This is a genomic window from Streptomyces sp. NPDC028314 (assembly GCF_055565795.1).
Genome location: NZ_JBVHTP010000011.1, coordinates 58,765 through 82,198, shown reverse-complemented (window position 1 = coordinate 82,198; position 23,434 = coordinate 58,765). Strand labels below are relative to the sequence as shown.

The window sequence follows — 23,434 nt, the reverse complement described above, 5'->3', positions numbered from 1 at the left end:
TTTCGGTACGGGGGGTTCGGCGGGGGATCCGGCGGGGTTTTTGCGGGGGTTTCAGAGGTTGAGGCTCAGGACGCGGTCGACGGCGATCTCGACGACGACCAGGTCCAGCGGGGCGGGCGGGGCGGCGCTGTAGCGGGCGGTGTAGCGGCGGACCGCCTCGGCCAGGCGCGCGGGGTCGTCGGTGACGGCGGCCCGGCCTTCGAGGGTGACCCAGCGGAAGCCGTCCGCCTGGCAGAGCGCGACCCGGGCCGCCGGGGCGCCGGCCGCCACGTTCCGGGCCTTGCGGGCCCCCGCCCGGGTGGTCACCCGGGCCAGGCCGGTGGACGCGTCGAAGGTGAAGCGGACGGGCGTGACGTGCGGGGTTCCGTCGGGGCGGAGGGTGGTGAGGGTGGCCGTCCGGGGGCGGGCGAGGAACGCCCGTACGGCGGTGTCGAGTTCGACGGTCGCCCCGCTCACTTCTTCTTCACGCCCTCGTTCCAGATCAGCTTGGCGATGTTCGGCTTCACAGCCGTGGTGATGACGCCCATGGCCTGACGGACGTACCGCCGCTCCCCCAGTTCGCGCAGCATGCTCGCGGCGAGGTCGGCCCGGGCGGTGAATACGCCGTCCGCGCTGGCTTCGGCCGTCCGGTAGTCCGTGACGACGGGGTACTCGAAGAGGCCCGAGGGCCGGACGAGGGTCCAGTCGAGGTCCGTACGACGGACCACGGCCTCCATACGGCGCATGTCCTCGTGGAGGGTGCGGCCGAGGCGCCGGTTCACCAGCGGGTCGAGGACGTGGTTGAAGAAGTGGGCGCCGGTGGGGCGCCAGTTCGGGTCGGCGATGCTGGAGCTGACGGTGAGCAGCCGCTCGATGCCGTGGCGGGCCATGGCCCCGGTGATGGCGGTGGCGCTCGCCGAGTACGTGGTGACGGTCTCCTTGCTGAAGCGCGCGCCCAGCGCGGAGAGGACCGCGTCCGTGCCGTCGATCGCGGCGTCGACGGCGGCCGGGTCGGTGGCGTCGGCGACGGCGACGGTGAGACCGGGCCGTGCGGGGAGGGAGCCGGGGCGGCGGGTCACGGCTACGACCTCGTGGCCGGTCGCGAGGGCCTGGTCGGTGAGGTGGCGGCCGGTCGGTCCGTTGGCGCCGAAGACTGCGATACGCATGGTGTCGGGTCATCCCTTCGTGTGGTTCCCGGAACGCCCTTGACTGTGCCGATCACGAAACGCAGGCTCAACGCTGATGAATAACGCCGCCCCATCCGCCGCCCCCTCGCCCTCCCCCGCCTCCGCCCGCACCCGGGGCCGTCCCCGCGGCAAGCCGCCGACCCGCGAGTCGATCGTCTCGGCGGCCCGTGCCCTGTTCCTGGAACGCGGCTACCGGCGCACCACCGTGCGCGCGGTGGCCGGAGCAGCCGGAGTGGACCCTGCGCTGATCGCGTACCACTTCGGCTCGAAGAAGGGCCTGTTCGCGGACGTCATGCAGTTCCAGTGCGCCAACGCACTGGCGGTGGACGAGGTCCTCGGCGGCGACCCGGTCACCCTCCCCGACCGCCTGATCGACGCGGTGACCGACCTGTGGGAGGACGCCGACTTCCTCCAGCTCACCACCCAGGGCGACGAGGCCGCCGAGGTGCTCCGCGAGTACCTGGAACACGAGCTGCTGGCCCGGCTTGTTGAATTTCTCGGCGGCCGGGACGCGACCGCCCGGGCCACCGCGGTGGTGACGATCCTCGGCGGCCTGATCTACACCCGCTACCTCAACCCCCTGCCCACCCCCGCCGCCCTCACCCGGGCCGAGACGCGCCACGTCCTCACCCCGGCGCTGCGGGCGGCACTGGCCCCGAGGCCGCGCACCGCGGCAACCGCGGCGACCGCCGGGGCGGGCCGTCGGCTCAGCGGGGGAGCGTGACGAGCCCCGCCTCATAGGCGGTGATCACGAGCTGCACCCGGTCCCGGGCGCCCAGTTTGGTGAGCAGGCGTGACACGTGCGACTTGGCGGTGGCCACCGTGATGTAGAGGTCCTCCGCGATCTCGGTGTTCGACCGGCCGCGCCCGATGAGGGTCAGGACTTCCTGTTCCCGTTCGGTGATGCCCTCGACGGACCGGGGTGAGCGCTCCGGGGCCGTGCCGGGGCGCCGGGCGAAGTCGGCGATCAGGCGGCGCGTGACACCCGGCGCGATCAGGGCGTCGCCGGCGGCGACCACGCGGATCGCCGTGAGGATGTCGTCCAGCGCCATGTCCTTGACCACGAAGCCGCTCGCGCCGGCCCGGAGCGCGCCGTAGACGTGGTCGTCCTCGTCGAAGGTGGTCAGGACGAGGACGCGGGCCGTGGCCGGCCCGGCGGTGATCAGGCGGGTTGCCTCGATCCCGTCCATGCCGGGCATCCGGATGTCCATCACCACCACGTCGGGGCTGATGTCCCTGACCAGTTGGACCGCCTCGATGCCCGTGGCGGCTTCACCGACGACCTCCAGGTCGGGGTGATCGGTCATGATCATGCGCAGGCCCGACCGCACCAGGGGCTGGTCGTCGACGAGCAGGACGCGTACGGGGCCGTCGGTCATCGGGCCATCACCGGGACTCCGACCGGTTCGGGCAGCGGTATTCGGGCCGTCACCCGGAAGCCGCCCTCGGGGCGCGGTCCGGCGCTGAGGTGCCCGTGGAGCAGGCCGACGCGCTCCTGCATGCCCACGAGACCGAAGCCGTGGGCCGAGCGGCTCCCGGTGGCGCCGCGCCCGTCGTCGACGACCTCCACGGACAGCTCCTCGTCCCCGTAGTCGATGGTCACCCGGCAACTCCGGGTGCCCGCATGGCGGACCACGTTGGTCAGCGCCTCCTGCACGATCCGGTAGGCGGAAAGGTCGATGTCGGCGGGCAGGGGACGCTGCTCCCCGCTGAGGCGCAGGTGGACGCGTACTCCCGCGTCGGCCGTGGCTGCCGCCAGCCGTTCGATGTCCGCCAGGCCGGGCGAGGGCGCGCTCGGTGTCCGCCCCGGGGCCGGCGCGTCCGGATCGGCCTGACGGAGCGCCACCAGTGTGCGCCGAAGGCCTGACAGGGTCTCTCTGCTGGTGGCCTCGATGGCCCGCAGCGCCTCCGCGGCCTGCGCGGGCTGTGTCCGGATGACCCGGCTGCCCGCCCCGGCCTGGATGGCGATGATGCCGATGCTGTGCGCGACCATGTCGTGCAACTCCCGTGCGATCCGCAGCCGTTCGGCGGTCACGGCCTCGGCCACCTCCTGCGAACGCAGCGCCACCGCGTGTTCGCGGCGCTCGCGGCTCAGCAGACCGACCGTGCAGGACGCGGCCATCGCCAGGACGGCGATGACGACGTTGACGGTCAGGTTGTCCCCGTCGGCGAAGGCGCCGATCGCCAGGAGCTCCATGACGAGGGACACGGCCACGGCGACGATCGAAGCCCGCCGCGTGCGAGTGGCGACGATGAAGCACAGGACGAGGTCCACCGCCAGGTACGACAGGAACTCGCCCTGGTACGGAACCGACAGGCTCGGCGGGCCGGAACTCTGCCGGCCCCCCACCACGATGGTGGATACGAGGAGCGTCATGGCCAGCGCCGTCAGCGGCGACCGCCGCAGCACACCGGCGAGCAGGGTCACCGCCAGGAGCGATCCGAGGGCGTGGGCCGTGCCCGAAGCCCGGGGCGCGCCGTAGACCAGCAGAACCGACGCGAAGAGGTACAGGACGCCCCCGGACCAGGCCATGACCTTCGTTCTCGTCATCGGCGGTGTGCCCTTTCGAGCGGGCGGCCGGCACGCGAAGGGCGCGCAGGCAACGGGGTGGTCGGTGTGGCGTCCATGCCGCGAGACTAACCTGCGGCTGCACGCGCGGCATTGGCCCGGGGACGTACGCCCCTGGGTGGGCCCGGCCGCGCGATTGCCGTCCACGGCCCCATGACCGGCAGCGGCCCTCCCGGCAGGGTTGCCCTTGTGATCGAAGTCAACGAACTCACCAAGCGCTACGGCGGCAGGACCGTCGTCGACCATCTGTCCTTCACCGTGCGGCCGGGCCGGGTCACCGGGTTCCTCGGCCCCAACGGAGCCGGCAAGACCACCACCCTGCGCATGATCCTCGGCCTGGACGCGCCCACCGGCGGCACCGCCACCGTCAGCGGCGTCCCCTTCCGCAGCCACCCGCGTGGACTGCGGCACGTCGGCGCCCTCCTCGACGCCGGCCAGGTCCACGGCGGACGCACCGCCCTGGCCCACCTGTCCGCCCTCGCCCGCAGCAACAGCATCCCGCGGCGCCGGGTGGAGGAGGTGCTGCAGGAGGTGGGGCTGGCCGATGCGGTCTCCCGACGCATCGGCGGATTCTCGCTCGGCATGAAGCAGCGGCTCGGGATCGCCACCGCGCTCCTCGGCGACCCGCCCGTGCTGATGTTCGACGAGCCGGTCAACGGCATGGACCCCGAAGGCGTGCTCTGGATGCGCCGCCTCTTCCGGCGTCTGGCCGCCGAGGGCCGTACGGTCTTCCTCTCCAGCCACCTGATGTCGGAGATGGAGAACACCGCCGACCAACTCGTCGTCATCGGCCGGGGCCGGCTCATCGCCGCCGAGTCGGTACAGGACTTCGCGGCCCGCGGCACCCGCCGCAGCGTCGTGGTGGGCACGCGGCAGGCCGCCGAGCTGACAGCGGTACTGACCGCGGCGGGCGCGTCGGTCGAGCCGCAGGGATCGGCGGGCGCCGAGAAGCTCACCGTGACCGGGCTGCCTGCGGACCGGATCGCAGCGCTCGCCTTCGAGAACCGGATCCTGCTGAACGAACTGGCCACCCGGACCGCCTCGCTGGAGGAGGCCTTCATGGAACTCACCGCCGACAGCGTCGAATACCTGGCAGGACAGCCCCGATGACCACACTCAGCTCCGTCCCCCCGACCACCTCGGCCGAGCCCGCCGCCACGACCGAGCCGCCCGCCCGCTTCGGCGACCTGCTCGCCTCCGAGTGGATCAAGATCCGGTCCCTGCGTTCGACCACGTGGACGCTCGCAGTCACCGCCCTGTTCGTCATCGGCTCGTCGGCGGTGGCGTCGCTGGCGGACCTCGACAACCTCGGGAAATCCGGCCCGGACGCCTCGCAGGTCCGCCAGTTCGCGAGCTGGGACGCCTTTCCGGCGGCCGGCTACATGACGCTGATCCTCGTCGCCGGCAGCATCGGCGCCCTCACCGTCGCCGGCGAGTACAGCAGCGGCCTCATCCGCACCACCACCGTGGCCGTTCCCGCACGCCACGCGGTCGTACTGGCCAAGGCGGTCGTCGTCGCGGCGCTCTGGACGGTCGTCGGCGCGGTCATTTCCATCGGTGCGTTCCTCGTCTCCCAGGCGATCCTGAGCGAGCGGCAGGCCGGGGTTTCGATCACGCACCCCGGAGTGGCCCGGGCCGTGCTGGCGGCCGCGCTGGTGGCCCCGGTCTGCGCACTGGTCGGCCTGGGCCTCGGAGCGCTGATCAGGCACACCGCGGCCAGCTTGGTCGCCTCCCTCTTCACCCTGCTGATGCTGCCGCCGCTCTTCTCCCAGTCCAGGCAGTGGTCCGCCGACGTCAACCACATGATGGTGGTCGGCGCATGGAAGCGCCTGGTCCAGAGCTGGGGGGATCTCCCCGGCAGTCCCGTCCGCGACGCCACGGTCTCCGGCTCCTGGGCCGTGTACGGGCTCTGGCCGCTGGTCGCCGTCGCACTCGCGGTGGTCGTCGTACGGCGCCGTGACGTGTGACGACCGCTGCCGGTCCTCCGGGGAGCGCCGGACAGGCGCGGGCGGTGGTACCGCGCCTCGATGACGACGAGCGTGCGGGCTCCGGCGGCCGGACTCGGCCGGCCCCGGAGCCGTGCCCTCAGCAGGAGATGTAGTCCAGCACTGCCGAGGTCCGTCGACCGGCATGGAAACCGCTGAAGTCGACGGCCTTGCCCTTGCCCCCGGCCCAGGGCGACTCCCACCAGCCCCCGTCGCTGAAGAAGATGCGTACGTAGGGGCACCGCCCGTCGGCCTTGGTGTCGTGGACCGTGCCCGTGATGTACCCGTCGCACACCCGGCCGTCGCCGTACCCCTCCGGGCGTGACCCGGGGCCGCCCGTGTCGAAGACGTCGCAGGTGAGCACTCCGTCAGTGGACGCCTGAGCCATGGGGGCCGATGTCAGGCCGAGGGAACAGAGAGCCCCCAGCACGCCGGCCACCGCGATCATTTTCTTCTTCATCCTCATCCCTTTCAGCTGTTGGCGGAGGCTCGCGTTCTCAGCAGGAGATGTAGTTCACCTTCGCCCCCGTGTATTCGCCCGGGTGGAAACCGCTGAAGTTGACGGCCTTGCCGTTCCCCCCGGCCCACGGCGAGTCCCATGAACCCTCCGTGAAGTACACGGTGATGTAGGGGCAGCGGCCGTCGGCCTTGGTGTCGTGCACCGTGCCGGTGATGTACCCGTCGCACACCCGGCCGTCGCCGTACCCCTCGGCGGTGCGGCGCGCATCGATGTTCCGGCAGGTGGACGCCCCCTCCGTGGACGCCTGGGCGGAAGGGGCCGATACCAGGCCGAGAGAAGAGAAAGCGATCACCGCCGCTGCGGCGAACGTCTGGAACCTGATGGTCTTGTTCATGATTCCCCTCGTGTGTGAGCGCGTCGCGGCGTCGTGACGTCACGACGTCGCGGCAGAGCTTCCGAACGTGGCGCACCGTCAACTCCTCGGACCGGGACGCATCGCGTCCGAGAGGGGTCGGCGGGCCGGCAGCCCCCCGTTGCCGCCGTGTGGGCGGCGCGCTGTTCCGGCCCGTCGCCCGCTCGACGAGTCTGGCCGCCGGCCGGTGCGTACGTCATTGCCCCGCGACGCAGGAAGGCTTGTCCCTGAGTGCACGGGCGGGGAATCCGTCGTCAGTCGGCGGACGGATGCACGGCCCGCCCGCCACCTGCGCCGAGCGCCGTACGGCGGTACTCGCCCGGCGGGACGCCGTACGCGGCGCGGAACGCGCGGCTGAATCGGTCGGGGCTGGTCAGGCCCCACCGCGCGCCGATCGCGTGCACCGGGAGGGTCAGCAGCCGCAGGTCGGTGAGGTCCCCGCGGCAGCGCTCCAGGCGGCGCCGGCGGATCGCGGCCGACACCGTCTCACCCCGGGTGCGAAAGAGCTGGTGCAGGAGCCGTACGGAGATGTGGTGGTGGGCCGCGATGGCGCCTGGTCCGAGCTGAGGATCGGCCAGGTGGTCCCGGATGAAGACGTCGATACGGGCGAGCAGCACCTGGTGCCGCGTCTCCGGGGGCACGCGGTCCTGCGCGCCGGCCCGGGCGGCGAGCAGCCCCGCGGCCAGGTCCAGGCTCGCCAGGCCGAGCCGTTCGCTCTCCGGCTCGTCCAGTCCGGGTGCCTCCCGGGCGACCGAGATCAGGTGGTCGGCGAGGATCCGGCCCATCCCGGACCTGGCGGGCAGGGCGCAGGCGAACAGCCGGTCCAGTTCGGCCTCGGGTACGGGGACGAGCGTTCTCGGCAGGTGCAGGATGATCGCCCGCGAGGCGCCGGTCCCCGGCCCGCTGACGGCCCGGCCGCTGTAGGGCCGCGAGGACGTCCAGAGGGCGAAGTCGCCCGCGGACAGGGCGGTGCTGTTGCGGCCTTGGGACACTTCCATGGCCCCGCCCAGGACCAAGGTCAGCTCATAGGTCTCCGGGTCCCCGCGGCGGACGAGTTCCGCGGTGCGCTCCGACCGCAGCGCGGGGAAGGCCATGGTCGTCAGCTGGAGGCGTCCGAGGCCGAGGGACCCCGTGCTCCCCGTGAAGTCCGAGGCCTCGTCGCTGGTGATCCGGGTGGGAGCCACGCCCCGGCCGACGACCTCGCGCCACCAGTCGAAGCGCTGCTCCTTCGGTAAGGACGCCGTGTTGAACTCGGTGAACGCCATGAACCCCCCACTCGGACAGCCCGCGTTTGCCTGCCCAACATGGCCAGCGGGATCGCGGCATTGCAACGCGCACGGGCGATATGGCCGAGCCCTTGCCGGAGATGGCCGGGAGGGCGTCGCGTCCTGGTGCGCTCCCGACCGGGCGGATTCCCGCCCCGCCCGGAAAAAGAACGGCCCGGACGGTATATTTCTGCCGTCGTTCGTCAGAGGCGTCGGACCGGGGGGAAGGCCATCACTGTGCAGAGTGCTGTCGCGGCGGGGGACGGCGGGATCCGGGCGCAGGTGGTCGTGGTCGGGGGAGGGCCGGTCGGCCTGCTCGTCGCGGCCGAACTGGCCTCCCGCGCCGTCGACACCGTCGTCATCGAGGCGGCGGCCACCGTCGGCGAGCAGCCCAAGGCGACCACGCTGCACGCCCGGGCGGTGCAGTGCCTGGCCCGGCGCGGCCACTTGCCGGCAGGGGTGTCCCCGTACGCCGGTGGCGCGAGCGCCTTCCACTTCGGCGGTCTGCCCGGACTGGTGATCACGGCTCCCGAGGGCGAACCGGAGCCGATCCTCAAGCGCCCCCAGGCCGAGCTGGAGCGGTGCTTCGAGGAACGGGCCCTGCGGGCCGGCGCCCGGATCCTGCGCGAGCACCGGGTGACCGGGGTCGTGCAGGAGCGGGACGGGGTGCGGATCACGGCCGAGGGGCCGCACGGGCCGGTCACCTGCGCCGCCGGATACGCGGTGGGCGCGGACGGTGCGCGCAGCACGGTGCGCGCGCAGGCGGGCATCGCCTCCGAGACGTACCCGGCGTCGGTCGCGGCGATGGCGGGTACCGTCACGCTCCCGGAGCCGGGTGTGCTGGCCGCGGGCTGGCACCGCACCCCCCGGGGATGGATCGTCGCCAAGGCCGGCTCCGCGGGCCGTACGCACATCCGGACGGTCAACTGCACGGGCGCGCACGCCGACCGGCACAGGCCGCCCACCTTGGAGGAACTGCGCCGGGAGGTGTCCTGGATCGCGGGGCGCGAGATCGCGATGGAGGATCCGCGCTGGCTCAGCCGGTTCAGCGACTTCACACGGCTGGCCCGGAACTTCCGCGCGGGGCGGGTGTTCCTCGTCGGGGACGCGGCGCACGTGCACTTCCCGATCGGCGGGCAGGGGCTGAGCACGGGGGTGCTGGACGCGCTCAACCTGGGCTGGAAGCTGGCCCTCGCGGTGCACGGCGCGGCGGGCGCGGAGCTGCTGGACACCTACGACCTGGAGCGGCGGCCCGCGGCCCGGCGCGTCGTCGACAACACGCAGGCCCAGCTGGCCCTGATGCGGGAGGGGGCCGAATCCGACGCGCTGCGTGCGGTGTTCACCGGGATGCTGGCCGCGGACGGCACCGACGGGTACCTCGGGGGTCTGGTCAGCGCCCAGGACACGGTGCTCCCGGCGTACACCGGGCGTCCTTCTCCTTGGGAAGGAACGTTTCTGCGGAACCTGGCGCTCACCACGGAGGCGGGCAGCACCGATGTGACCGGGCTCCTGCGGGAGGGCCGTCCCCTGCTGCTGCTGTTCGGCGAGAAGGGAGCGGGGTACGCGGACGAGGCGCGGGAGTGGGCGGGGACCCTGCGGGTGGTCCACGCCCTGCCCAGCCAGGACCTGCCCTGCGACGCCCTGTTGGTCCGGCCCGACGGCTACGTCGCCTGGGCGCCGGGAGGCGACGGCCTGGCGCTCGCCCTGTCGGCGTACTTCGGCCGCACGGCCGCGCCCGTGCGCGTGCCCGTGCCCGTCCCCGTGCCCGTGGGGGCGTCCGAGGGCGGGCTGGCCGGGGCGCTCGGCTGACCGCGGCGGCGGCTCCGACGGCGGCTTCCGGCCGCGGTTCCGCCCCTCCCGGGGCGCGCGTTCAGATGCGCCAGGACCGGATCCGGTCTGCCGCGTCGTAGGCGTCGCTGCGGCCCGAGTCGATGTCGCCGGCCAGGTCGACCAGCGCCCCGTAAGGCGCGTCGATGCCCTCTCCCGCGGCGTGCATGTACGCCACCACCAGGCCCGCGCCGAACAGGGCGTTGCGCGCCGGGAGGGGGCGCAGGCGGATGACGGCGTGCATGAGGGCGGCGGCGCGCCAGGCGCTGTCGACGGTGGCGCCGATCTGCGGGGTGTTGACGCGGTGGCGGCCGACGGCGGCGACCAGGGCGGAGAAGTCGTGGATGGACGGCTGCTTGGGCAGGACCTCGGCCTGGCGCTCGAGGAGCCAGCGGATGTCGACGTACAGCTCCACGGCTCAGGCTGCCCGGCCCGACGCGTCCTGGCGGGACGGGGTGTCGTCGGGGAACGCCGAGTCGAACGCGTTCGCCTGGTCGGTGAGGAAGGCCCGGAACACCTCGCCGGCCTCTTCCAGGCGCGGGTCACGGACCGCGTCCTGGGCGGCCTGCGTGATCAGCGCGGTCACCGTGGTGCCCTCCGCCTCCGCGCGTTCCTTCAGGAGCGCGTGCAGCTGCTCCTCGACCCGGATCGTCACCGTCTTCGACATACCACGACCGTACAGCAGCACGTAAAGCAACGACAGCGGAACAGCACGACCCACCACCGCCGGCCGAGCCCGATGCGGGTCAGCTCGACCGCTCGACGCGCGCGAGCCACTCGGTGAGGAGGGCGCGCAGCAGTTCCGGCTGCTCGTGGGGCAGGGCGTGTCCCGCGTCGTCGAGCACGGCGAGCGTGGCGTGCGGGTAGTGGTCGACGAGGTCGGTGGCGGCGGCATACCCGACCGTGGAGTCCAGCCGCCCCGCCACGACCACTGTCGGTCCCGCGTAGGCCGGCGCGTGATCGGGAGTGAGCGCCCACCGTTCGCCGATCCGCTCGATCGCCGCCTGGTCGACGAGCTCGGCGGCGGGGGCGACGTGGCGTTCGTACCGTTCGAGCATCTCCGGCGTCTGGATCACGAAGTAGCTCCGGAAGACCTCGTCACCGATCTCGCCCGATCCGGTGACGACGCGGTGCGCCGGGACGTCGCGCAGTCCCGGCGACAACGGGCAGACGAGCGCCAGGCCGGCGACCTGCGCCGGGCGCCTCGCGGCCATCGCCCGCGCGAAGTACGCGCCCGCCGAGTGGCCGACGAGGAGGTACGCGGTCCCGCCGGTGACCTCGTCGGCGAAGTCGAGCAGCGTGTCGAGGACGTCGTCGGCGCTGCGCAGTGTCGCGGGAGCGATGGTCCGGCCCATTCCGGGGAGGTCGGGGTAGACCCGCCGCAGCCCCGCGACGCCGTCGAACACGGGCTCGAAGCAAGCCTCGGCCTCGCGGTGGTCGACGCCGGCGCCGTGGAGCACCAGCACGGGCCGACCGGTCCCGTGCTCCACGCAGTGGACCGCCACCCGGCCCACTCGGATCTCCATTCCCGCATGCTAACCGCGCGGGGCGCTCCAGGCCGTCGTCAGGCCGTCCAGCCACGCGGGCGGCAGCTCCGCGGCGTCCCACTCTTCCCGCAGCTCCTGCGGCGCGGCGACGAGCCGCTCCAGTACGGCGATGCTCGTGGCGGAGTGGACGAGCGAATAGCGGCCGTGCACCGTGATGGCGCTGCCCGGCCCGAACGCCGCGAACAGCCGCTCCAGCCGGGCGCGGTGGGTACGGGCGAACTCCGTCAGCCGCCCGGCGTACCCGGCCCGCTGCCGGGGGCTCATCGTGCCGAGGACCGCGGTGAGCACCTCCTCGGTCACCTCCGGATCCAGCTCCGAGTCCGTGGTGAACGACAGGTACAGAGGGGTGAGCGCCACCCGCGCCCGCTCCACCTCCATGCGTCCGGCCCGCGGGCGCTCCCCGGCCGGGCCCTGCTGCCCGTCCGCCCCCACCACCTGGAGCAGGGTCCGCTCGGCGACCGCGCCGAGCTCCTCCAGGAGGACCCCGGCGCCGTCGAGCCAGCCCGACTCGTACGCCTCGCCCTTGTCGCCCGGCGCGCTGCGGCCGCCGCCGCTCAGCTCCTCGTGTGCGAGAGCCAGCGCTCCCGCCTCCAGGAGCCCGATCAGTTGCCGCGCGTCACCGGAAGGGACCCCCGCCCGCGCGAGGAGCTGCAGCAGTGTCGTCCTCGCGTTGTCGACACTGACCTCGTCCGGCCACCGGTGTCCCTCGTCGGCCGTGCTCATCGGGTCCTCCTCATCGCTCGGGTAGTGCGGTGTGTCCAACGAGATCGCTCCCTTCGACGGTTCCAACGCCCGACGCCCCAGGCGCCCAGGTGCCCAGGTGCCCCCACACGCTGCACCAGAGTATGGATCGCCGACCGGAGAGCCCGCCGCCTTCGCCGTCGACCGGGATGCCCTGCCGGCGCGCGACCCATGCCCGGCAGCCGATGACCGGTCACGTTACGTCGGGATGACTGATGCCGACCCGGTGGCCGCCCGCCTACCGTCAATGACGTCACCCCGCTTCATCCGAACGAAAAAGCAGGTCCGTGTGCGTCAGCTCACTTATTACGTCGGCACCAGCCTCGACGGCTTCATCGCGGGTCCCGACGGCCAGTTCGACTTCTTCCCCTTCGAGGGCGACCTCGCCGCCGCGCTGGTGGCCGAGTACCCCGAGACCATCCCGGCCCACGGCCGCGGGCCGTTGGGCCTCGACGGGGCCGCCAACCTGAGGTTCGACACCGTCCTGATGGGCCGCGGCACCTACGAGCCCGGTCTGTCGGTCGGCGTCACCAGCCCCTATCCGCACCTCAGCCAGTACGTCTTCTCCCGCACCATGGAGCAGCTCGACCCCGCCGTGGAGATCGTCTCCGCAGACCCGGTGGCGTTCGTCCGCGACCTCAAGCAGCAGGACGGGGCGGGCATCTGGCTGTGCGGCGGGGCGGATCTCGCCGGCCAGCTGCTGGAAGAGATCGACGAACTCGTCATCAAGCGCTACCCGGTCGTCATCGGCTCCGGGATCCCGCTCTTCAAGGCGCCCTTCCTCCCGGCGAGGTTCGAGCTGACCGACTCCCGCGTCTTCAACACCGGCGCGACCATCACCACCTACGCGACGCACCAGAAATGAGCATGCACATGCTGTTCCGTTCCACGACCGAGACCGACCTCGACCGCGTCACCGCCGTGACGGTCGACGAGCCCGTCAGCTGGATCGACGCCGACCGCTACCGCGAAGAACTGAAGGAGGGGATGTACCGGCCGGAGTGGACCTGGATCGCCGAGGACGGCGGCCGGGTCGTGGCCCGCGCCCTGTGGTGGGGACAGGCTTCCAGCGAGCACCCGGTCGCACTGGACTGTCTGTACGTCGACCCCTCGGTCGCCGACCGGGCGGCGGTCGCGACCGGGCTGATCACCGCGGGCCTCCGGGCCTTCGCCGAGCAGGGCGCGACCAAGCTCCCGCTGTACAACGTGACGCTGCCGAACGGCTGGCGCGAGGACCCGGCCGTCGTCGACGCCCTGAACTGGCGGCAGGAGGCCGCACGGGCGGCCGGGCTCACCGACGAGGTGGAACGGCTGCGCCTGGAGTGGACCCCCGACGCCGGACTCCCGGCCTCCAGCGGGCGCCTGACCTTCACCGAGGGCTCGGACGAGGAGTTCCTCGACGTCTTCCGGCGGATCGCGGTGGGCAGCCTGGACGGCGAGACGCGCCGGAACGTGGCGACCATGGGAGCCGAGGCCGCCGCCCAGGAGGAGGTGGACTTCTACCTCGGCTGCCCGGGCGAGCGCTCGTGGTGGCGTCTGGCCCGAACTCCCGACGGGCAGGTCGCCGGGCTGGCCCTCCCGTCGGCGACCCCGTACAACCGCAACGTCGGCTACCTGGGTATCGTCCCCGAGCTGCGCGGACAGGGGTACATCGACGACGTGCTCGCCGAGATCACCCGGGTGCAGGTGGAGGCGGGCGCCGAGCTGATCACGGCCACCACGGACACCGAAAACGCCCCGATGGCCGCCGCCTTCGCGCGGGCCGGCTACCGGACCGCCCAGACGCGGATGATCTACTCGGTGCCGGAGACCGCGCCGGTGGCGCAGGCTCCGGCCTCATGAAGCCAGCAGCGTGGCGAGTTCGGTGCGGGAGCTGACGCCCAGCTTGGGGAAGGCGCGGTAGAGGTGGTGCCCGACCGTGCGGGGGCTCAGGAACAGCTGGGTTGCGATCTCCCGGTTGCTCGCACCGGTCGCCGCCAGCCGTACGACCTCGCGTTCCTGCGGGCTCAGCAGGCTGATCGGCCCGTCGTGGCGGACGGTCAGACCGGTTTCCCCGCCCGCGGCTCCCAGTTCCGCCCGGGCGCGGTCGGCCCAGGGCCGGGCGCCGAGCCGCTCGAAGGCCTCCAGTGCGGCGCGCAGCCGGTCCCGGGCGTCGATCTTGCGCCGCAGGCGGCGCAGCCATTCCCCGTAGAGCAGCGCGGTGCGCGCCCGGTCGTAGTCGCTGCCGCCCTCGTGCAGGGCCAGTGCCGCGGTGAAGTGTTCCTCGGCCGCACTGTCGGAGCCGGTCAGGGCCTGGCATCGGCGGGCCAGGGCGGAGAGGCCGGGCTGCCCCAGTACGGCGGCCCATTCCCCGAGCAGCCGTGCCGGTTCCGCCGCCCGCTCCGGGCGCCCGGCGCGTCCCGCCGCCTCGACGAGGTCGGGCAGCAGGGGCAGGGAGAGCAGCGGGTGGGCCGCCTCGCGCCGCGCCGACTCCAGTGCTTCCAGCGCCGCCTCCGCCCGGCCCAGGCCGAGTTCGAGCAGGCCCAGCGCCCACAGGGCGTCCGCCGTGCCCCGTCCCACTCCGCGCGGTCGCGTGTACTCCAGGGCTTCGCCGGCCAGGGCGCGGCCCTGCTCCTGCTGTCCCCGGACGCCCGCCAGCATCGCCAGGGCGGCGCGCAGATGGGCGGCCCGGTGGGCCAGGTCGTGGTACTCGGCCAGCTGGAGCCCCTCGGCGGCGTGCGCGGACGCCTCGTCATGGCGGCCGAGTGCCAGTTCGGTCTGGGCCAGCAGGTGGAGCGTGGTGGGCAGCCATCCGCTGATGCCCTGGTCGCGGCAGTGGGCGACCGCTCCGGCGGCGGCCTGCCGCGCGGCCTCGTGGTGGCCGGTCAGCTGGCAGTAGATCCCGGTCATCAGCCGGTCCATGACACCGGTGGCGGGGTCCCGGCCGCTCTCCACGAGAGCGCGCAGCGCGTCGAGCGTGCCGGGCACGTCGAGCGTGCCGGGCACGTCACCGCCGAACAGCCGGGCGGGCACGGCCAGTACGGGCAGGTCCGGGGCGCGGGACGCGATCTCCTCGATCAGCGTGGCGTTCCCTGCGGAGAAGGCCGCGTGGACCGCGTCGGTGAGCAGCGAGGCCATCGTGTCCGGGCGGGCGTCTCCGGTCAGGTCCGCGCTGTCGGCCAGGATCCGGGCGGCCGTCTCCGGCCTGCGGTAGCCCAGCTCGACCACCGCCCGGGCGCGCGCGAAGTCCGCCGCCACGCCCGGGTCCTCCAGCGGCAGCGGCACCTGGTCGGCCAGCGCCTCGCACCGCTCGTCCTGCCCCGCGTCGGCGGCCTTCTGCGCCGCCCGGACCAGGCGGCGCGCGCGCATCTGAGGATCCGCGGTGAGCTGCGCGGCGCGCTCGTAGGCGGCGGACGCGGACGCCATCGCCTGCCGGCTCCCGGCCCACTCGGCGACCCGTTCCAGCTCCTCGGCGACCTGCTCGTCCGGGCCCGTCGACGCGGCGGCCAGATGCCAGGCCCGCCGGTGCGCCTGGCCGGCGGCGCCCAGCGCCTCCGCCAGTGCCCGGTGCGCGGCGATGCGCCGGGCGAGCGGGGCGCCCTGGTAGGCGGCGTACCGCACCAGCGGATGCCGGAAGCGCAGCACCGCCCCGGACAGGAGCACGAATCCGGAGCGTTCCGCGGGTTCGAGGTCCTCGACCGCTCCGCCGAGCGGCTGCGCTGCCCGCAGCACCACGGTGAGGTCCCCGGTGTCGTCGGCGGCGGCCACCAGCAGTACCGCCTGGGCGGGTTCGGGAAGCCGCCGTATCTGCTCCAGGAAGCCGTCCTGGATCCGGCTCGGCAGCCCGGCGGCGGCCTCGGGGAGCGCCAGCAGGCCCATCCGTCCGGCGCGCTGGGCCGGGGTGAGCGCGGCCGACAGCTCGACCAGGGCCAGCGGGTTTCCGCGGGCCTCCTCGATGATCCGGTCCGCGACGTAGGGCGGCAGGCCCGGCACCAATTCGGCGGCGGCCGCGCGGTCGAGGCCTTCGACGAGCAGCCGGGGAAGTCCCTTCACGGCGGCGCCGGGCGCCCCGTCGCGGACCGCGAAGAGCATCACGACGCCCTCCGCGCGCAGTCGGCGCGCGGCGAACGTCAGCATGTCCACCGACGGCTGGTCGAGCCATTGCGCGTCATCGACCAGGCACAGCAGCGGGCCGTCGGCCGCGGCCTCCGACAGCATCGTGAGGACCGCGAGGCCGACGGTGAAGCGGTCGCGCACGCCGTCGCCGGTCAGCCCGAAGACCGCCCGCATGGCCGCGGCCTGCGGTTCCGGCAGGGCGTCGATGAGGTCCAGTACGGGCAGGAACAGCTGGTGGAGGCCGCCGAAGGCCAGCTCCATCTCCGACTCGATGCCCTCGACGCGCAGCACGCGCGCGCCGTCCGCCCGTGCGGCGGCGTAGTCGAGCAACGCGGTCTTGCCGATCCCGGCCTCGCCGTGCACCAGCAGGGCGCCGCTCGTCCCCTGACGGGCGTCGGCGAGCAACTGTTCGATCCGGTCCCGTTCCGCGTTCCGCCCCCGCACGATGTGCCCCTGTTCCTGGTGTTCCGATCGCCCTGCCCGGGCCCGACGAGGCCGTACGGCAGCGGTCGGGAGCTGCCCCGGTGGTCTTCTCGCCCGGCGTGTCGGGGTCATTATCGCTGGTCAGACACCCCGTGCCGGTCCAGCCGTACCGCTGGGCGCGGTGGCCTGCGCCTCGGTCGGCGCGCTCTGATTCCTCGGACCGGTCGACTCCCGCAGGGGCCGACGGGTGACGGCTGGGAAGCCGACACCGGGCGCGCCCGGGTCCTGGGCCTGTGGAGCGACGCCGAGGCGTACGGGCGCTTCACGCGCGAGCGGCACGACGAGGTGTGCGCCGAGAGCCGCCAAGGGGACGGCTACACCGCGCCCGGGATGGCCGCGGCCGGCGGCATGCTCGCGGGCGTCGTCACCCGGCTCGACCCGCACCGGAACCTGGTCGCCACCCTCCGGTCCGGCCGTGCCGCCCACGAGCGCTACCTCGCAGCGCACTTCCCGGCCCTGCGCGCCCGCGCCGGACTCCCGGGCGACCTCCGCTCGACGACCGGCCACCTCGTACCGCTCGAACCCGACTGGTGCGTCTGCCGGCGGATCGTGGCCCGCACGATGCGTCGGGCGGCAGGTCGCCCTCATCCGGGACCCGGTCGGTGTCAATTCGTGACCTGCCGAGTCGATATTGGTGATCGCGTCCGGTTAATCTGATCATGTTCAAAATCATGTAGGGGGGTGGCCGCGCCCGTGATCGCACACGGCGGGGCCACATGGAGGGGGATTTTTCAGTGAAGCTCAAGCGCATTGCCGTCGTGGCTGCGGCCGCCGTGGTCGGCCCGACGGTCCTGATGGCCACGCCGGCGATGGCCGACGAGGTCAAGAACCCGGCGGTGACCACCCCGGACGCGGCGCCGCAGGACGACACCGCCCAGCCGCAGGCCGCCCAGCCGCAGGCCGCCCGGGCGAGCCAGGCGGGCCAGGAGCGCCCCTGGGGGCCCGCGCTCTCGCTGGCGAACCTGCCCGCTGCCGGTTTCGCCGCCGGAGCGGACTGGAGCGAGTTCTCGCTCAAGGTGGACAACAGCGGCGGCGCGTCGGTCGCCGACTACGCCCTCGAACTCCGCGTCACGGGAAGCAACCTGCACGCCTCGTACTTCGACGTCGAGGTGTTCTACGCCGGCGCCTGGCACGACGCGCCGCCGATGCCCGGCCTCGATGCCCCGGTGTACGACGCGACGCCGGGCCTGTCGTACGGAGCGGGCTCGGTCACCGACCTCAAGGTGCGGATGCGCGCCACGGCCCAGGCACCCGCGGCGGCCATCAAGGTCCACGTCAGCGGTACGGACCACCGGGACGTCGACTCGAAGGTGGCCTCGTACGCCTCGAAGGTCACGCACGACCAGACCGGTGGCGGCGACGGCACCACGGCCGGCGTGCCCAAGCTGACCCTCGACGGCCTGCCGAAGAAGGGCTTCAAGGCCGGGGCCGACTGGAGCGAGTTCTCCCTCCACGTGGACAACTCGGGCCGCTCGCGCATCGACAACTACAACCTCGAAATCGCCATGTGGACGCTCGACACCACCGGTTTCAAGGACGGCGACGCCCAACTGGAGGTGTACGCACCGGGCGCCGGGGGGACCTGGGGCTGGCACAAGGTCGAGGCGTACGGCTCGGAGGAGGCCTGGAGCTTCTCGCTCGCCGAGGTCGACGTCGACCCGAACGAGGTCTTCGACCTCAAGCTGCGGATGAAGTTCGCCAAGGACGCTCCGGCCACGCGCCTCTCCCTGGACACGACGGCCGAGGGCGGCAGTGCGCCGCGCGTCAAGCACAGCACGAACCTCGCCGCGGCCGATCGGCAGACGGGCCGCCAGGGCCCGAAGCTCGGGCTCGACGGCCTGCCCCAGGGCGGCTTCGTGGCCGGTGGCGACTGGCAGCAGCTCGCGCTGCACGTCGACAACTCCGGCAGGGAGGCGATCGACGAGTACACCTTCTACTTCTTCCTGTTCCCCGACGGCAAGGACGTGCTGCGGGCGAAGCACTTCGACATCGAGGCCTGGAACGGCACGGCGTGGGTACCCCTCGCCAAGGACCCGATCGGCCACACCCCGCTGGCCGTCTTCGACTGGGCCGTCGGCAAGGACGCGAAGTTCGACATCAAGCTCCGGGTCCGGGCCGCGGCCGACACCCCGGACAGCCCGATCGCCGTCATCCTGTACGCGGACAGCAACGGCTCGGAGCACCCGGTCGAGTCGGACATGGTCGTCAAGTCCACGTCGGTGCACGCCGCGGGCACGGGCGGCGGCACGGGTACCGGCACGGGCACGGGCACCGGGGGCGGCAACAAGCCGACCCCGGACGGCGGCGCCAAGCCGGTCGACACCACCACCGGCACCACGACCGGCACGACCACGGGCACGACCGGCACGACCGGCACCGGTGGCCAGCTGGCCCAGACCGGCGCCGACTCGGCCACCAGCTGGGCCCTCGGCGCCTCCGGCGTGGCACTCGCCATGGGTGTCGCCCTCGCGGCGGGCACGGGCCGCCGTCGCCGCCCGACCGCGTAACCGCCCGACCGCGTAACCGCGTAAGCGCGTAGCCGCGTAAGCGACACCGGACCGGGACCGGCGGAACGATCCGGCCCCCTCGACGCACCCGCGCCGAGGGGGCCGGCCTTGCGAGGAGGCCGGGGTACCGCCCACCCCGCCCCCTCGCCGACCCACTCCCCGGGAACAGTCTGGCCGCCGCCGAGGCGGCTCGAGGCAGCGGCCCGTCGTCGGCGACACGTACGCCGCCGTCAGGCGTGAGGGTGACGTCGACGGAGCCGGCGCGGCCGGCCCGACCCTCGTTCGCCGGCCGGCGACCTCGAACACCAGCTGGTGCAGGCCGCTTTCTCCCGTCGAGTCGGCGTACATCCCGGGCCGCTTCCGGACGACCGCCAACCCCTCCAGCACCTGGATGCGGCCGGCGACGGACCTGGTGGCGGGGAGTCCTAGCCGGGCCCCCGTCGGTCGGGGGTCATCGCGTCATGGAGGTCCGCCAGCCACGGCTCCCGGACGGCCGGCAGGCGGACCAGGGTGTGCAGGAAGACGCTCCCGTCGAGACTGAAGCCCCATCCGGGGCGCAGCGGCAGTGGATCGTCCCGCTCGACCCCGGCGGGCAGGCCTCCGGTCACGGGCAGGGTCGTGCGCTCGGAGGGGAGCGCCAGGTGCATCCACACCTCGACCGCCAGCGGGACCAACGGCCGGTTGCCTGTGGCCGGTTGCCAGGGCCGCCCGGTCTGCGGATGGCGGGGCACCAGGAGGATGGCGTCCGCCGGACCCGGTCCGGGAAGCGCGGGCCCGGCCAGGACGAGCGGTCGGCCGCCCGGCTCCCACAGCCAGCCGAGGGAACCCCGGAAGAGCTGGCCGGTCATCCCGCCGGGCAGGGCCACCGGACGACCCCCTGAAGCCGTCAGCAGATGGGCCAGCGCGGCCCCCGCAGCCCCCTCCCACACCGGGCTCCACCGGCCCCGCTGGTCCACCGGCGGCAGCGTCTTCCCGGCCCGGACCAGCGCGTCCCAGTCCGCGATCCGGTCCTCGGACCGCTCCGGCCCGGCCACCCGGCGGACGGCCGGCGGGTACAGCCACACCGCCTGCCACAGCGAGCAGTCGTCGACCCGCGTCGCCACCGGCTCCCCGCAGCCCTCGCAGGCCAGGTTGGGCCCGCCGTGGCCGTCCAGACCGCAGCAGTAGCCCTCGCACCGCGCCGGGATGAGGGCCGTCCCACACACGTCTCCCGGTGCCATGAGCACCGCGCCGGCCGGCCCGGACGAGAGGCTGTACTGCCAGCCGTACACCCCCCGGGCCTCGGCGGCGGCCTCCCCCACCTCGTCCCAGCGCTGCCACGGCGGGCCGCTCGGCTCCGGCTCGACGGCGTACGTCCCCTGCTCCATCAGCACGGGCATCGACACGCCGTTCCCGTAGCGCTGGTGCGCGTGTACCGGAAGCGCGACCCGCGACAGCGGCACGGTCAGCTCGGCGTCACAACGCGCGCATACGAACACATCGGTCAAGAAGGCCCCCTCCCCGGTTCCGTCCCGGATTATCACGGCCGCACCGGAGCCCCCGCGAACGGTTTCCCGCCCTTGGCGGCCGCAGCCCGCGCGGGCGGCGCCGACTGCCATCCACCGGGGCACGGCACGCGCCGCCCGGACGACCGGGCGTGTTCAGCTCTGCTCACGCTCCACCGGCAGCCACAGCTCCGCGTCGGCTTCGGTGCCGTCCTTCGACGGGCGGGTGCTCAGGATCTCGGGGCCGGGGCGGCTGCGGTACGGGTTGGCGGGGAACCACTGCGTGAACACGTCCCGCCACAGGTACTGGATGGCCTGCGGTACCGGCCCGGAGGTGGTGAAGACCGCCCAGGTGCCGGCCGGGACGGCAAGGGCCGTCGTGCCCTCCGGCGGCGCCGCGGACGTGATCACCCCGTGGTAGTAGTCGAGTTCGCTGCCCTCGGCCCGGTTCGGGTCCAGGTCGTCGCAGACGGCGACGATGCCTTGCGGCTCCTGGTCCGACAACGTGCCCAGGCGCTCCCGGGCCTGGGGCTCGATGCCCCGGATGAAGTCGATCATCGGCTGGTTGGGTCCCTCGTACACCAGCGGCACCCGGGCCTTGAAGCCGACGACGGTGAAGGCCGGCCGATCCACGACGCGGTAACGCATACTGCTGCTCCCTTCGACGGTGAGGCGGAAGGACAGCCGGGGCTGGGAGACGAGCGCGGTCCCGTTGCGCCGGGCCTCGCCCGGCCCGACGCCGTGCACGGTACGGAACGCCCGGGCGAAGGCCTCGCCCGAGCCGTACCCGTAACGCACCGCGATCTCCAGCAGCGGCCCGTCCCCCGCGAGCACCTCGGCTCCCGCGACGGTGAGCCGACGGCGCCGGACGTACTCCGACAGCGGCATGCCCGCGAGCGCGGAGAACATCCGGCGCAGGTGGTACTCCGAGGTGGCCGCGATGCGCGCCATCTCGCCCACGTCGATGGTCCGGTCGAGGCGGCGCTCGATGTACTCCAGGGACTGATTGAGCCGTTCCAGCACTCCCGGTCTCCTTCCTCTTTCGCGATCACCACGCTAGGCGGCAGGCACCCTGCCGGACCCGACATCCTGTGCCCGATCAGATCGGGTACGGGGGGCGGCCCGGAGCGGCGCGTCGGGGACCTCACGCCGTGTGCTTGTGGATCACGTCGAGGTAGTGCCGGTCGCGGTGCGGTACGTGGTTGTCGCGTCCGGGCAGGCCGAAGACCGCGCAGACGTCGGCGGGCCGGGTGAGGATGCCGGACTGCTCGTCGAAGGTGAGGCGGCTGTTGACCACATGGCGGCAGCCGGCGCTGTCGAGGGCGCCGATCAGCTCCTCGCGGAGAACGGCGGCCTCGAACGGCCCGGAACCAGGAAGGACGAGCGGCGGGAGGCTGACGGTCGAACCCGGCCAGAGCCTGATCCAGAGGCCGCGCTAAATTTCGCGATCATGGACGCCGTTGATCTGGACCGCCGCCACCGCACCTACGACGGCTGGATACCGCCCACCGTCGCCTCGTTGCTCATCGAACAGGGCCACTTCGGCATTCTGCGTGAGCAGGCCGACGGAGGAGACTGGTTCTGCGCGCATCAGCTCGCGCAGGCCGCGGTCGCGGACGACCCCGGGCCTGCGGGCCAGGAGGCGGCGCTGGCGCTCCTCGAACCGTTCGTCGCCACGGGCTGGAGGCAGGCGGTCGGTACGGTCGCCGGGCTGCTCGCCGCATGGGATCGCGTCGGCGAAGCCATCACCCTGGTCCGCCCGCTCGCCGACTCCGGGCACCGGGAGGCCGTCCGTCAGCTGGCGCCCCTGCTCGCCCGCCAGGGACGGGTGGACGAGGTCATCGCCCTCCTGGGACCGCGTGCCGCCGACCAGGCGCTGGCCGAGAGCCTGGTGGAGCTGACGGCCGGCCACGGCCGCGACGCGGAGATCGCGGAGCTGCTCCCCACCGTCGGCCTCGGCCCGATGTATTCCTTCGAGCCATGGGCCTTGGACGATTGGGACACCGTCCCGCTGCACGCCACCCTGCTGGAACGCCAGGGCCGCGTCGACGAGGCCGTCGGCCTGCTGCGCCGTCACGTATGCGTCGAGGGTGTGATGTACGCCGACCACGCGGATCAGCTCGCCCGCCTCCTCGCCCGCCACGGGCGCGAGGCCGAACTGCGGGCGTTCGCCGCGGACGGAGGCGAGGAGTACGCCCTGACGGCCCTGGCCGACTGCCTGGAGCAGCGGCACGGGGTCGACGAGGCCGCCGACGCCCTGCGCCCGGCCGCCGGGCAGGGCAATCCCCACGCGGCTCTTCACCTGGCTGAGCTCCTGGCCCGTCACGGCCGTCGCATCGAGGCCGTCGAGGTCCTGCGCCCGGTCCCGCACACCATGGGCGGTGATCCGGAGTGGATCATGCGCCCCCTGTGCCGCTTCCTCGTCGACGAGGGCCGTTGCGACGAAGCCCTCGCCTACATCGACGATTTCTACGCCCGCCACGGCGGCACACCTCAAGAGCGGCTCCTGGAACGGGCGGAAGTCCACGCCTACCGCGGGCGCCCCGAAGAGGCCGCGGCCGAACTTCGCCGCGCCGGACCCGTCGACCGCGCCGGCGACGAGGCCCATGACGGGACGCTGAAGGGTGCCATCGCGCACGCCGAGCACCTCGTGCGCCAAGGCCGGCCGGAAGAGGCCGTGGCGCACCTCCGCGACCGTCTCGACGGGCCGGAAGTGGCAGGACCCCCGCGTGGGCGACGGCCTATGCGCTGAGCGCCCCGGACCCGTCGGCCCGGGCGGTGCGCAGCACCACGGGACGGCCGGACCTCCAGCTCTCTCAGATCCCCGGCGAGACCGACGCCGACCGCCTTCAGCACCGCCTCCGGATCGCCTGCGGCCGTCCGCCGAGGTAGG

23 protein-coding genes are annotated in these 23,434 nt (G+C 73.4%); 8 read left to right on the top strand and 15 right to left on the bottom strand.

Annotated features, from left to right (window positions below; all coding sequences use genetic code 11):
* Nucleotides 1-51: 51 nt before the first annotated feature.
* Nucleotides 52-456 (bottom strand): pyridoxamine 5'-phosphate oxidase family protein, encoded by a 405-nt coding sequence (locus tag ACZ4TG_RS24590; protein ID WP_468166332.1) that lies wholly within the window; start codon nucleotides 454-456, stop codon nucleotides 52-54.
* Entirely contained in the window at nucleotides 453-1,145 is a 693-nt protein-coding gene (locus ACZ4TG_RS24585; RefSeq protein ID WP_468166330.1) for an NAD(P)-dependent oxidoreductase, read from the bottom strand. Before ACZ4TG_RS24585 ends, ACZ4TG_RS24590 begins: the two co-directional genes overlap by 4 nt.
* 76 nt (nucleotides 1,146-1,221) lie before the next feature.
* Here ACZ4TG_RS24585 and ACZ4TG_RS24580 point away from each other — a divergent pair, with 76 nt between their 5' ends.
* Entirely contained in the window at nucleotides 1,222-1,890 is a 669-nt protein-coding gene (locus ACZ4TG_RS24580) for a TetR/AcrR family transcriptional regulator (RefSeq protein ID WP_468166328.1), read from the top strand.
* Here ACZ4TG_RS24580 and ACZ4TG_RS24575 read toward each other — a convergent pair.
* Together ACZ4TG_RS24575 and ACZ4TG_RS24570 are read right to left on the bottom strand one after the other, a co-directional pair.
* Nucleotides 1,874-2,545 carry a response regulator gene (locus ACZ4TG_RS24575; RefSeq protein WP_468166326.1) on the bottom strand — a complete coding sequence of 224 codons (672 nt, stop codon included), beginning with the start codon at nucleotides 2,543-2,545 and terminating at the stop codon, nucleotides 1,874-1,876. The genes ACZ4TG_RS24580 and ACZ4TG_RS24575 overlap by 17 nt on opposite strands.
* A complete protein-coding gene (locus ACZ4TG_RS24570) occupies nucleotides 2,542-3,717 on the bottom strand; it encodes a sensor histidine kinase (protein ID WP_468166324.1) in 1,176 nt (391 codons plus the stop codon). The genes ACZ4TG_RS24575 and ACZ4TG_RS24570 overlap by 4 nt, the downstream gene beginning before the upstream one ends.
* A 207-nt stretch (nucleotides 3,718-3,924) precedes the next feature.
* Between ACZ4TG_RS24570 and ACZ4TG_RS24565 the strand changes: the two genes are divergently transcribed.
* Both ACZ4TG_RS24565 and ACZ4TG_RS24560 read left to right on the top strand, forming a co-directional pair.
* A complete protein-coding gene (locus ACZ4TG_RS24565) occupies nucleotides 3,925-4,845 on the top strand; it encodes an ABC transporter ATP-binding protein (protein WP_468166322.1) in 921 nt (306 codons plus the stop codon).
* Nucleotides 4,842-5,702, top strand: coding sequence for an ABC transporter permease (locus ACZ4TG_RS24560; protein WP_468166320.1), 861 nt, complete (start codon nucleotides 4,842-4,844; stop codon nucleotides 5,700-5,702). The genes ACZ4TG_RS24565 and ACZ4TG_RS24560 overlap by 4 nt, the downstream gene beginning before the upstream one ends.
* Nucleotides 5,703-5,820: 118 nt before the next feature.
* Here the strand turns inward: ACZ4TG_RS24560 and ACZ4TG_RS24555 are convergent, their stop codons facing one another.
* The 3 genes from ACZ4TG_RS24555 to ACZ4TG_RS24545 form a co-directional block, all read right to left on the bottom strand.
* Nucleotides 5,821-6,180, bottom strand: a complete 360-nt coding sequence (locus tag ACZ4TG_RS24555; RefSeq protein WP_468166318.1) for a hypothetical protein — start codon at nucleotides 6,178-6,180, stop codon at nucleotides 5,821-5,823.
* Between the two features lie 37 nt (nucleotides 6,181-6,217).
* Complete coding sequence (locus tag ACZ4TG_RS24550) at nucleotides 6,218-6,574, bottom strand: hypothetical protein (RefSeq protein ID WP_468166316.1); 357 nt, start codon at nucleotides 6,572-6,574, stop codon at nucleotides 6,218-6,220.
* A 272-nt stretch (nucleotides 6,575-6,846) separates the two neighbouring features.
* Nucleotides 6,847-7,857, bottom strand: a complete 1,011-nt coding sequence (locus ACZ4TG_RS24545) for an AraC-like ligand-binding domain-containing protein (protein ID WP_468166314.1) — start codon at nucleotides 7,855-7,857, stop codon at nucleotides 6,847-6,849.
* Nucleotides 7,858-8,094: 237 nt separating this feature from the next.
* Between ACZ4TG_RS24545 and ACZ4TG_RS24540 the strand changes: the two genes are divergently transcribed.
* Nucleotides 8,095-9,666 carry an FAD-dependent monooxygenase gene (locus tag ACZ4TG_RS24540; protein WP_468166312.1) on the top strand — a complete coding sequence of 524 codons (1,572 nt, stop codon included), beginning with the start codon at nucleotides 8,095-8,097 and terminating at the stop codon, nucleotides 9,664-9,666.
* 61 nt (nucleotides 9,667-9,727) lie between these two features.
* Here the strand turns inward: ACZ4TG_RS24540 and ACZ4TG_RS24535 are convergent, their stop codons facing one another.
* From ACZ4TG_RS24535 to ACZ4TG_RS24520, 4 genes are all read right to left on the bottom strand, one after another.
* A complete protein-coding gene (locus ACZ4TG_RS24535; protein ID WP_468166310.1) occupies nucleotides 9,728-10,099 on the bottom strand; it encodes a toxin Doc in 372 nt (123 codons plus the stop codon).
* 3 nt (nucleotides 10,100-10,102) lie between these two features.
* Nucleotides 10,103-10,351, bottom strand: a complete 249-nt coding sequence (locus ACZ4TG_RS24530) for a hypothetical protein (protein WP_468166308.1) — start codon at nucleotides 10,349-10,351, stop codon at nucleotides 10,103-10,105.
* Nucleotides 10,352-10,430: 79 nt separating this feature from the next.
* Nucleotides 10,431-11,210, bottom strand: coding sequence for an alpha/beta fold hydrolase (locus ACZ4TG_RS24525; RefSeq protein WP_468166306.1), 780 nt, complete (start codon nucleotides 11,208-11,210; stop codon nucleotides 10,431-10,433).
* A gap of 9 nt (nucleotides 11,211-11,219) precedes the next feature.
* The gene (locus tag ACZ4TG_RS24520; RefSeq protein WP_468166304.1) at nucleotides 11,220-11,954 is read right to left on the bottom strand and encodes a hypothetical protein; all 735 of its coding nucleotides are present in this window, start codon (nucleotides 11,952-11,954) and stop codon (nucleotides 11,220-11,222) included.
* Between the two features lie 307 nt (nucleotides 11,955-12,261).
* Between ACZ4TG_RS24520 and ACZ4TG_RS24515 the strand changes: the two genes are divergently transcribed.
* Together ACZ4TG_RS24515 and ACZ4TG_RS24510 are read left to right on the top strand one after the other, a co-directional pair.
* The gene (locus tag ACZ4TG_RS24515) at nucleotides 12,262-12,837 is read left to right on the top strand and encodes a dihydrofolate reductase family protein (RefSeq protein ID WP_468166302.1); all 576 of its coding nucleotides are present in this window, start codon (nucleotides 12,262-12,264) and stop codon (nucleotides 12,835-12,837) included.
* Nucleotides 12,834-13,814, top strand: coding sequence for a GNAT family N-acetyltransferase (locus ACZ4TG_RS24510; RefSeq protein WP_468166300.1), 981 nt, complete (start codon nucleotides 12,834-12,836; stop codon nucleotides 13,812-13,814). The genes ACZ4TG_RS24515 and ACZ4TG_RS24510 overlap by 4 nt, the downstream gene beginning before the upstream one ends.
* On the opposite strand, the gene ACZ4TG_RS24505 is transcribed toward ACZ4TG_RS24510, so the two are convergent.
* Nucleotides 13,809-16,511, bottom strand: coding sequence for a helix-turn-helix transcriptional regulator (locus ACZ4TG_RS24505; RefSeq protein ID WP_468166298.1), 2,703 nt, complete (start codon nucleotides 16,509-16,511; stop codon nucleotides 13,809-13,811). The genes ACZ4TG_RS24510 and ACZ4TG_RS24505 overlap by 6 nt on opposite strands.
* Before the next feature lie 773 nt (nucleotides 16,512-17,284).
* On the opposite strand from ACZ4TG_RS24505, the gene ACZ4TG_RS24500 reads away from it, so the two are divergent.
* Entirely contained in the window at nucleotides 17,285-19,057 is a 1,773-nt protein-coding gene (locus ACZ4TG_RS24500) for a hypothetical protein (RefSeq protein WP_468166296.1), read from the top strand.
* A 425-nt stretch (nucleotides 19,058-19,482) separates the two neighbouring features.
* Here the strand turns inward: ACZ4TG_RS24500 and ACZ4TG_RS24495 are convergent, their stop codons facing one another.
* The 3 genes from ACZ4TG_RS24495 to ACZ4TG_RS24485 all read right to left on the bottom strand — a co-directional run bounded on the left by ACZ4TG_RS24495 (nucleotide 19,483) and on the right by ACZ4TG_RS24485 (nucleotide 21,838).
* The gene (locus ACZ4TG_RS24495) at nucleotides 19,483-20,535 is read right to left on the bottom strand and encodes a hypothetical protein (protein ID WP_468166826.1); all 1,053 of its coding nucleotides are present in this window, start codon (nucleotides 20,533-20,535) and stop codon (nucleotides 19,483-19,485) included.
* A 162-nt stretch (nucleotides 20,536-20,697) separates the two neighbouring features.
* Nucleotides 20,698-21,564 carry an AraC family transcriptional regulator gene (locus tag ACZ4TG_RS24490; RefSeq protein ID WP_468166294.1) on the bottom strand — a complete coding sequence of 289 codons (867 nt, stop codon included), beginning with the start codon at nucleotides 21,562-21,564 and terminating at the stop codon, nucleotides 20,698-20,700.
* Between the two features lie 121 nt (nucleotides 21,565-21,685).
* Nucleotides 21,686-21,838 carry a hypothetical protein gene (locus ACZ4TG_RS24485; RefSeq protein ID WP_468166292.1) on the bottom strand — a complete coding sequence of 51 codons (153 nt, stop codon included), beginning with the start codon at nucleotides 21,836-21,838 and terminating at the stop codon, nucleotides 21,686-21,688.
* A 153-nt stretch (nucleotides 21,839-21,991) separates the two neighbouring features.
* Here ACZ4TG_RS24485 and ACZ4TG_RS24480 point away from each other — a divergent pair, with 153 nt between their 5' ends.
* Nucleotides 21,992-23,293, top strand: coding sequence for a tetratricopeptide repeat protein (locus ACZ4TG_RS24480; protein WP_468166290.1), 1,302 nt, complete (start codon nucleotides 21,992-21,994; stop codon nucleotides 23,291-23,293).
* Nucleotides 23,294-23,434: the final 141 nt, after the last annotated feature.